Origin of the sequence: uncultured Paracoccus sp. (genome assembly GCF_937873615.1) — a bacterium.
GTDB lineage: Bacteria > Pseudomonadota > Alphaproteobacteria > Rhodobacterales > Rhodobacteraceae > Paracoccus.
This window is the reverse complement of record NZ_CALMYP010000066.1, coordinates 180,095-188,097: the sequence shown is the minus strand read 5'-3', so window position 1 is coordinate 188,097 and position 8,003 is coordinate 180,095. Positions and strand designations below refer to the sequence as shown.

The window sequence follows — 8,003 nt, the reverse complement described above, 5'->3', positions numbered from 1 at the left end:
CCTTGCGGAGCCTGAATCACGTCAAACGCACGAAATCAATGGGTCTGGAGCCTAGGTTGATTTTGCCCTCTGGGCTTTTGTTCAGCTACAACGCGAAAATTCAACAATGTCAAACGGTCAAATCCGCCCAGTCTATGCTGCAACTGCAATATGAATGCTCATGTTCGGGCCGGACGCAGCACGAATGGCAGGAATTTTACGTCGCCGCAGCGCCGAAAATCCGTCGCAGACATATCAGACAGATCGTGGTGCTTTCCCTGGCGTCCGGCGAAATTTCGGCGGCGGCTCGATGCCGCCCCTTCCAATCGGCGCCCGTGGCGGAACAGGCACCAGCATCCGACCCGGAGCATGACCGAATCAGCAGGGTCAGCCACAGTTTTTAGGTTCAAACGGTCACTGGCGCCGAGGTCACGGCCGCACCCGCCGCGCAGGCATGGCCTGCAAACAGCGTCTCCAGCCGCAGGTTGTCACAGACCAGTTCCTGCAAGGTGACCGCCTGAAGCGCGCCGTAGAAGGCATTGACCGCCTCTTGCAGGGCATGGCGCAGCCGGCAGCCCTGACGCAGCGGGCAGGTATTGCCCTTGTCGTCGAAACATTCGGTCAGCGGCACATTGGATTCGAAATGCAGGAAGACTTCCCCGACGGTGACCTTGGCCGGGTTGCGGGCCAGCCTCACGCCGCCGGTCCGGCCGCGCAGGGTATGCAGGTAACCGAGGACGGAAAGCTGGTTCACCACCTGGGCGATGTGATGCACGGAGGCATTGCAGGCTTCGGCCATGTCGACCGAGCGGACCAGCTCTCCGCGCCGGACCGCGCAATACATCAGCACCCGCATGGCGAGATTCGTACGAACTGTCAGTCTCACCGGCACCCCCTTTGGATGCGCATCAGATTGCGCCTGGCGGGCGTTGCGGTCCTTGATTTCAGTCAATCAAAGGGAGAATCCGGCGGATCGGCGCTGAAATGAGGATGATTTGGGACAGGTTTTGCGCAGAGGTGGTGCCGCTGAAGGGACTCGAACCCCCGACCCCATCATTACGAATGACGTGCTCTACCAGCTGAGCTACAGCGGCCCCGTCTGCGTGCCGCGCCGGATAGCAGGTTCCGGCGCGGGGGAAAAGACCCTTTCGCGGCGAATCGCCGGGGTCAATGCGGCTTGGCCGGGGCCTCGGGCGGTTCGACATCGGGGCGCGGCGGGGTGTCGCCGTCGAGCACCAGCCGTTGGGCGCGAACCGGGTCGCGGGCGGGCGGCAGGACGGTGCCTTCGGGCGGTTCGACATCGGGGCGCACCGGCTCTGTGCCTTCGCCGTTGGACGCGGCGGGCCGGGCCGCCGGCTTGGGTTCCGGCGTTGCGGCGGGTTTCGGCGCTTCGGCTTTCGGGGCCGGCTTCGGTTCGACCGGCTGGGGTTTCGCCGGTGCCGGCTTGACCGCCACAGGTTCCGGGTCGGTGATGGTGCGCGAGGGCTCGTTCTGGAAATCGGCTTCGCGCGGCACCATGCCGGGTGCGACATCGGCCACGACCGAGCCGGCAGAGGAGCGCGGTGCCTCGGCCCGCTTGGCGGCGGGGCGCGGTGGCGTCTCTGACACGATCTCTGCGTCATCGCCCGGCGCCTCCTCCTGGGCGGGTTTCTGGCCCACGAGAAGCGGCAGCAACTCGGCCCCGGACGCGGCGGAAGCCGTGCGCTTATGCGCCGGCTCGCGCCAGCTCAGCGTGTCGAAACCGCCGCAATTCTCGCAGATCGGGGCCCAGTCTTCCATGACGTGATCACATTTGTCGCAGACCCATTGCGGCCCGCGCGAGGCGGTCATCGCCTTCACCAGCCAGGCCCGGACGGCGGTATCGTCGGCGCCTTCGCCGCGTTCCACGGCGGCCATGATCGCCAGCGTGCGCGTCGTCGGATGGGTTTCGGCCAGATCGCCAAGGGCACGGCGCGCGGCCGGGAAATCCTCGGAGGCGAGCAGAAGCTCGGCCCGCAGAAGCCGGGTTTCCTCATCGTCGGGGTTGCGCTTCATCAGGGCTTCGAAGCGGCGCAGGCGCTGATTCGTCGTCTCCTCGGGCATGATTTCGGCATAGACCTCGGCCAGATCGGGATGGGGCCGGACCGACCACGCCTTTTCGAGCAGCCGCGCGGCATTGCGGCGGTCTTTCTGCTCGATATAGGTGCGCGCGGCCATGGCCACGGCCGGCACCAGATCGGGCGAGGCCTTGGCAGCCGAGATCGCCGCCTCGCGCGCGGAAATGGAACTGCCCTGCGCCAGCACGTCGCGGGCCTCCTGCAGGGCCAGGACGGCATCGCGGCGGATATGGACATCGCGCGGCATCTCGCCCTGTTTGCGCTTGTCCTTGAGGATCGAGCGCGCGCCTTTCCAGTCGCCTTCCTTGGCCGAAAGCTCCAGCAGGGTGTTCTGCACCTCAAGGTGGCGGGGCTTCAGCGCATAGGCCTTCTGCGCCAGTGCCAGCGCGGTGTGGGTGTCGCCCGCCGCCAGCTTCTGCTTCATCAGCCCGCGCACGCCGACAAAGCGGGTGCGGTCGTCTTCCAGCATCTCGCGATAGACCGTCTCGGCCTTGGCATTGTCGCCGGCGACCTCGGCGGCCTGCGCCGCCAGCAGCCGGGTGGCGCGCGGATCGTCGAGGTATTTCGCCGCCCGCACGGCCAGATCCTGCGCCTGCTTGCCCTCGCCCGAGGCGACCGCGAGCAGGCCTTGCGACAATGCCTCTATCCCCTTCTCGCGGCGCGAGCGGGCGAAATAGCGGTTGATCGCGGTCTCGTCGCCCATGACGAAGCGGATGAAGGCCCAGAGCATACCGAGCAGCTTCATCGCGGCCCATCCGGCCACGACCAGAACGACAAGGGCCACGATCGCCTGAACCGGGCCGAGCGTGTATTCCGTGCCCGCCAGCACGACCTGGACGCCATCGGCGGTCCCGGAGAGGCGATTGAGGCCGAGCGCGACGGCCAGGATCACGGCGAAGAACAGCAGGATTTTCAGCAATGAGAGCAACATGTTCAGATCCTCAGTTCAGCGTCGTGGCGACATCGTTCAGCGCGGCTTCCGCATCGATATAGGCTTTGGCCTGGGCCATCCAGTTGGCCATGGCCTCTTGCCCCTCGGGCGGCAGGGTCGCAATTTCTTCCAGCGCCGAGGCGATTTCGCCCTGATCGACAAGCGCGCCGGCCCGCGACAGGATGGCGTCGGGGTCGGCGCCCTCTCGCGGCTCAACGGAGCGCGCGCCGGTCTGCACGCGCAGGAAGTTGCCAACGGCGGTCATGGCGCCACCTTCCCGCGATTCGGCCTTCAGCGATACTGTCAGCGCGCTGCGGGCGACAGCGTCGAAGCCCATCTGGATCTGCACGAGCGTGGGCAGATCCTCTTGCGCCAGAGGCTCGGGCACTTCGATGCCGGCGTCCTGCAACTGCTGCACCGCCTCGCCGGCCGAATTACCATGTTCGAGCGCCGCGCCAAGTGCCGCGACCGAGGCCACGGCCTGCGCGCGCTGCGTTGCCGCCTGCGCTTCGGACTGAACGGTGTCGAGGCTCTGCTGCGCCGCCGCGGCGGCGGATTCGATCTCGGCCTTCACATGTGCGGCATTCTGGGCCAGCGCCTGCAACTCGGCAATGGCCTGCGCATCCACCTGTGGCCGTGCGGTGAGATCCGCGATCTGGCCCGCCTGCGTCGCCAGAGCATCGCGCAGGCTGGCGATCTGTTCGGTCAACTGCGTCGTGGCGCCGCTATCGGCCGTGGCATCGGCTGACGGTGCCGTATCGGCAGAGGCAGCGGCGGGGCGGGCGGCAAGCGCGGCTTCCAGTGCGGCGATCTTCTGTGCCTGCGCCTCAAGCTCTGCCTGCAGGGGGGCGGTGTCGCCGGCTTCGGCTGCGGCGGCGGGTGCCGGAAGTTCGGCGATGGCCTTGGCGGCAGCCTCGCCACCGGCGGCGGCACCTGCTTCGGCACCGGCTGCGGTTGCGGCTTCCACGGCTTCGCTGCGGATGGCGGCGGTGTCGATCTCGGTCGCCGGGGCGGGTTCGGGCGGTGGCATCAGTTGCGGACCGGCCCAGATCGCAGCCCCGGCCCCAAGGCCTGCCGCGACCACGCCACCAAGCGCCATGGGCCAGAAACCGCCCTTGCGGATGACGGTGGTTTGCGGCGGCGGCGCCTTGGCCGCCGGCGGGGCGGGTTTCTCAGCCGGCTTTTCCGTCGCCTTGGCCTCTGGCTTCGCAGAAGCAGGCACGGCTGGCACCGAGCCTGCCTTGGTCACCGGCGCGGTTTCGGTCCCGCGCGCGCTGGCAGCGGCGATCGGCTTTGTCGCCTCGCCAACGAGTGCCGAGTCGATCGGGATCGAGGGCGGGATGCGCGAGACGACGGGATCCATGGCGGCGACAGGTTCGGAGGGGACAACCGGGGTCGTGGCTGCCGCCTTCTTTGTGCCTTTCGCGGCGCTGCTGGATGCGGCTTTCGGTGACTTGTTGTTCTTGCCGGACGTGGCCACGTCATATCCCCCTGAAATCACGGCAGTCGCGACCAAGCCCGGACTGCATTCCGGGCCAGTCTAGCGAGCGCTTCTTTCCGTCTCAACCCATCCCATACTGGATCGTTCCGTTCCGACCAGCGACAGGATGGCCGCGCGCATGGCGCCGCGCTCTGGCGCTGCGGCGACACGCCGCAGGTTTGCGGGGCCTTCATAGGCTGCATCTGCTGCCGCGCTGATGGCTACGGTGGCGATGGAGGCCTGCGCCCCGGCCGCTGCCGGGCCAAGCAATCTGGCGCTGCGTGGTGAAAAAAGCGGCAGAATGATGGGCTGCGGCTGCGAAAGCGCATTCCGGGCGGCAGCAGAGAGCGGCTGCGCCACCTGATCGTAGACGGCCATGCCCGGCACCGGCAATTCGCGCGCCCGGTGCAGGCCGTGCAGATGCAGCCAATCCGCGCGCCCTTCCAGAAGCGGCAGCAGGCCAAGCGCATCGCCCAGGCCCTGCGTGACCTGAAAGCCAGCCGCGCGGGCGGCCTCGGCGGTCTGGGTGCCGACGCAAAGCGCGGGGCGGCCCTGCGCGGCACCGGCGAAGGGAACCGCATTGGCCGAGGTGAAGACGAATCCCGGCGCCGACTGAAGGCGGGTGCGGTCGAAATCCACCGGCTCGATGCGCAGGATCGGGGCGATCAGTGCCTTGATTCCGGGCAATTCGGCGGCGAAGGCGCGCGATTGCGCCTCGGGCCGGGTCAGAAGGCATAGGAGTGCGGTCATTGCGGCCTCGGGTCAGGGTGGCTATCTGAGTGCTAACCCCAACGCGAGCAAGGCCGCAACCATGACCCTCACCTTTCTCGGCATCGAGAGCAGCTGCGACGATACCGCCGCCGCCGTGGTGCGCGCCGATGGCACGATCCTGTCCTCGGTCGTGGCGGGCCAGGTGGCGCTTCATGCCGATTTCGGCGGCGTCGTGCCCGAGATCGCCGCCCGTGCCCATGCCGAGAAGCTGGACCTTTGTGTCGAGGAAGCTCTGGCCGGGGCCGGTCTGGGGCTGGCCGATCTGGACGGGGTGGTGGTGACCGCCGGGCCAGGGCTGATCGGCGGGGTCATGGCCGGGGTGATGCTGGCCAAGGGCATCGCCGCCGGGTCCGGCCTGCCGCTGGTCGGGGTCAATCACCTGGCCGGCCATGCGCTGACGCCGCGCCTGACCGATGGGGTGGATTATCCCTATCTGATGCTTCTCGTCTCGGGCGGGCATTGCCAGTTTCTGCGCGTGGACGGCCCGGACGCCTTCACCCGGCTGGGCGGCACCATCGACGACGCCCCCGGAGAGGCCTTCGACAAGATCGCCAAGCTTCTGGGCCTGCCGCAGCCCGGCGGCCCCTCGGTCGAGGTTGAGGCGAAGGCCGGCGATCCGGCGCGTTTCGCGCTGCCGCGCCCGCTTCTGGACCGGCCGGGCTGCGACATGTCCTTTTCCGGCCTCAAGACAGCGGTTCTGCGCGCCCGCGACGATCTGGTCGCGGCGCAGGGCGGGCTGAGCCGTCAGGACCGCGCCGATCTGTGCGCCGGGTTTCAGGCCGCCGTGGCCGATGTGCTGGCCGAAAAGACCCGCCGCGCGCTTGCCGCCCATCCGGTGCCGGTTCTGGCCGTGGCCGGTGGCGTGGCCGCCAATGGCGCGATCCGCACGGCGCTGGAAGCCGTGGCAGAGGCTGGGGGCGCGCGTTTCCTTGCGCCGCCCTTGCGGCTTTGCACCGACAATGCCGCGATGATCGCCTGGGCCGGGATCGAGGCCTTCCGGCTGGGCCGGCGCGACGGCATGGATCTGGCCGGGCGGCCTCGCTGGCCCCTGGATGAAAACGCCGCCCCGATGCTGGGTGCCGGCAAACGGGGGGCGAAAGCATGACTGCGATCCTTGGTGCCGGTGCTTTCGGGGCTGCGCTGGCGGTGGCGCTGTCGGGCACGCAGCCGGTGACGCTTTGGGGGCGGCGCCTGCCCGAAGGGCGGGTGATGACGCGCCTTCCCGGTGTAAGCCTGCCCGAGGCGGTGGCGCTGACCGACGATCTGGGCGCGGCGCTCGACGGGCAGGATCGCGTGATCCTGGCCCTGCCGGCGCAGGCGTTGCGCGGGTTTCTGGCGCAGGAGGGTGCGCGGCTGGATGGGCGCTGGCTGATCAACACCGCCAAGGGGATCGACCTGAGCACCGGGGAATCGCCCTCGGCACTGATCCGGGCGGCCTGCCCGCAGGCGCGCATCGCCACCCTGACCGGCCCGAGCTTTGCTGCCGATATCGCGCGCGGGCTGCCGACGGCGCTGACGCTGGCCTCGGAGGCCGAGGGGATCGCGGCGCTGCAACATGCGCTGTCGACGCCGGTCCTGCGGATCTATCGCAGCGACGATCTGCGCGGGGCCGAGATGGGCGGGGCGTTGAAGAATGTCGTGGCCATCGCTGCCGGCGTGGCCATCGGTGCGGGCTTCGGCGACAGCGCCCGCGCCGCGCTGATCACCCGTGGCTTTGCCGAGATGGTGCGGCTGGCGACCACGCTTGGCGCGCGGGCGGAAACGCTTGCCGGTCTGTCGGGACTGGGAGATCTGATCCTGACCTCGACCTCGGAGCTGTCGCGCAATTTCCGCTATGGCCGCGCGCTTGGCGCGGGAGAGGACTTCGACAGCAGCCTCACCGTCGAAGGTGCCGCCACCGCCCGCGCCGTCGCGGCACTTGCCGCCCGCCTGAAAACCCCGATGCCCATCGCCGATTCCGTGGCCGCCCTTGCCGAGGGCCGGGCCGGCGTGGCAGAGGTGATGGAAACCCTGATGAGCCGCCCCCTGAAGGAGGAATGATGCCCTATTTTGCCCTGATCTGCCGCGACAAGCCGGATTCGCTGCCCCTGCGCATGGAAAACCGCGAGGCCCATCTTGCCTATGCCCGCGAAAGCGGCGTGCTGTTCGTCGGCGGTCCGCTGATCGAGGATGGGCAGATGGCCGGCTCTCTGGCGATTGTCGATGTGCCGGATCTGGAGGCCGCGAAGACCTGGGCCGCCGGCGATCCCTATGGCAAGGCCGGGCTGTTCCAGTCGGTCACCATCAGCGAATGGAAAAGGGTGATCGGCTGATGGCCTATTGGCTGTTCAAATCGGAACCGAATGTCTTCAGCTTCGACGACCTGATCGCCAAGGGCGAGACCGGCGAGGAATGGGACGGCGTGCGCAACTATCAGGCCCGCAACAATATGCGGGCGATGAAGGCGGGCGAGCGCGGGATCTTCTATCACTCGAATATCGGCAAGGAATGCGTCGGCATCGTCGAGGTCGTGACCGAGGCGCATCCCGACAGCACTACCGAGGACGCCCGTTGGGAATGCGTCGACATCAAGGCGGTGAAGCCCTTGGCGCGGACCGTGACGCTGGATCAGGCCAAGGAAGAGCCGCGCCTGAAGGATATGGTGCTGGTCAACAATTCGCGCCTGTCGGTGCAGCCGATCTCGGATGCCGAATGGCAGGTGCTGATGGAGTTGGGCGGGGTCGAATAGGCGGCCCGCTGCGATTTC

9 protein-coding genes and 1 tRNA gene are annotated in these 8,003 nt (G+C 68.1%); 5 read left to right on the top strand and 5 right to left on the bottom strand.

Annotated elements, in window-relative coordinates; genetic code table 11:
* Positions 1-383 (top strand): hypothetical protein (locus tag Q0330_RS16855; RefSeq protein ID WP_299482177.1); only part of this gene is annotated, 383 nt, incomplete at its 5' end.
* Positions 384-385: 2 nt separating this feature from the next.
* On the opposite strand, the gene Q0330_RS16850 is transcribed toward Q0330_RS16855, so the two are convergent.
* The 5 genes from Q0330_RS16850 to Q0330_RS16830 form a co-directional block, all read right to left on the bottom strand.
* On the bottom strand, positions 386-865 hold the full coding sequence (locus Q0330_RS16850) for an Rrf2 family transcriptional regulator (RefSeq protein ID WP_299482176.1): 480 nt from the start codon (positions 863-865) through the stop codon (positions 386-388).
* Between the two features lie 132 nt (positions 866-997).
* Positions 998-1,073: transfer RNA gene (locus Q0330_RS16845), tRNA-Thr, on the bottom strand.
* A gap of 73 nt (positions 1,074-1,146) precedes the next feature.
* Positions 1,147-3,006, bottom strand: coding sequence for a heme biosynthesis HemY N-terminal domain-containing protein (locus Q0330_RS16840; protein ID WP_299482173.1), 1,860 nt, complete (start codon positions 3,004-3,006; stop codon positions 1,147-1,149).
* Between the two features lie 10 nt (positions 3,007-3,016).
* Entirely contained in the window at positions 3,017-4,369 is a 1,353-nt protein-coding gene (locus Q0330_RS16835) for a hypothetical protein (RefSeq protein ID WP_299482171.1), read from the bottom strand.
* A 177-nt stretch (positions 4,370-4,546) separates the two neighbouring features.
* Positions 4,547-5,236 (bottom strand): uroporphyrinogen-III synthase, encoded by a 690-nt coding sequence (locus Q0330_RS16830; protein WP_299482169.1) that lies wholly within the window; start codon positions 5,234-5,236, stop codon positions 4,547-4,549.
* 61 nt (positions 5,237-5,297) lie between these two features.
* Between Q0330_RS16830 and tsaD the strand changes: the two genes are divergently transcribed.
* Genes tsaD through Q0330_RS16810 form a run of 4 tightly spaced genes read left to right on the top strand, consistent with a single transcriptional unit; the run spans position 5,298 to position 7,985 of the window.
* A complete protein-coding gene (tsaD, locus tag Q0330_RS16825) occupies positions 5,298-6,362 on the top strand; it encodes a tRNA (adenosine(37)-N6)-threonylcarbamoyltransferase complex transferase subunit TsaD (RefSeq protein WP_299482167.1) in 1,065 nt (354 codons plus the stop codon).
* Positions 6,359-7,297, top strand: coding sequence for an NAD(P)H-dependent glycerol-3-phosphate dehydrogenase (locus Q0330_RS16820; RefSeq protein ID WP_299482164.1), 939 nt, complete (start codon positions 6,359-6,361; stop codon positions 7,295-7,297). The genes tsaD and Q0330_RS16820 overlap by 4 nt, the downstream gene beginning before the upstream one ends.
* A complete protein-coding gene (locus tag Q0330_RS16815; protein WP_299482161.1) occupies positions 7,297-7,569 on the top strand; it encodes a YciI family protein in 273 nt (90 codons plus the stop codon). The genes Q0330_RS16820 and Q0330_RS16815 overlap by 1 nt, the downstream gene beginning before the upstream one ends.
* Complete coding sequence (locus tag Q0330_RS16810) at positions 7,569-7,985, top strand: EVE domain-containing protein (protein WP_299482194.1); 417 nt, start codon at positions 7,569-7,571, stop codon at positions 7,983-7,985. The genes Q0330_RS16815 and Q0330_RS16810 overlap by 1 nt, the downstream gene beginning before the upstream one ends.
* The last annotated feature ends 18 nt before the right edge of the window (positions 7,986-8,003 follow it).